Raw genomic sequence first — 250 nt, forward strand, 5'->3', positions numbered from 1 at the left:
CGTCATTCGAGGATCCTGCTCCGGCCGTCTCGGCCCCGGTTTCGCCGGTCGCCGCAGCCGAGCCGGCCAAGCCGGCTGCAACCTCTGCCGAGCGAAGCCTGGAAGACGAGCTCAACGCGCTGCTCGGCGCCATGACCGCGCGGCCTATCCCGGTTGCGCCTGTTCCGGCCGCCCCCGCTCCAGTCGTCAAGGAACCCGCACCGGCACCACAACCGGCCAGCCACGCCGGCCCGCAGGCCGCCGTCGCCGA

At 73.6% G+C, this 250-nt stretch carries 1 pseudogene; it reads left to right on the forward strand.

The features are described from left to right. A pseudogene (locus EOD29_RS36775) lies at positions 1-250 on the forward strand (DUF2147 domain-containing protein); the annotation flags it as partial.

This window comes from Mesorhizobium sp. M1A.T.Ca.IN.004.03.1.1 (assembly GCF_003997555.1).
In the GTDB taxonomy this organism is placed as follows: domain Bacteria; phylum Pseudomonadota; class Alphaproteobacteria; order Rhizobiales; family Rhizobiaceae; genus Mesorhizobium.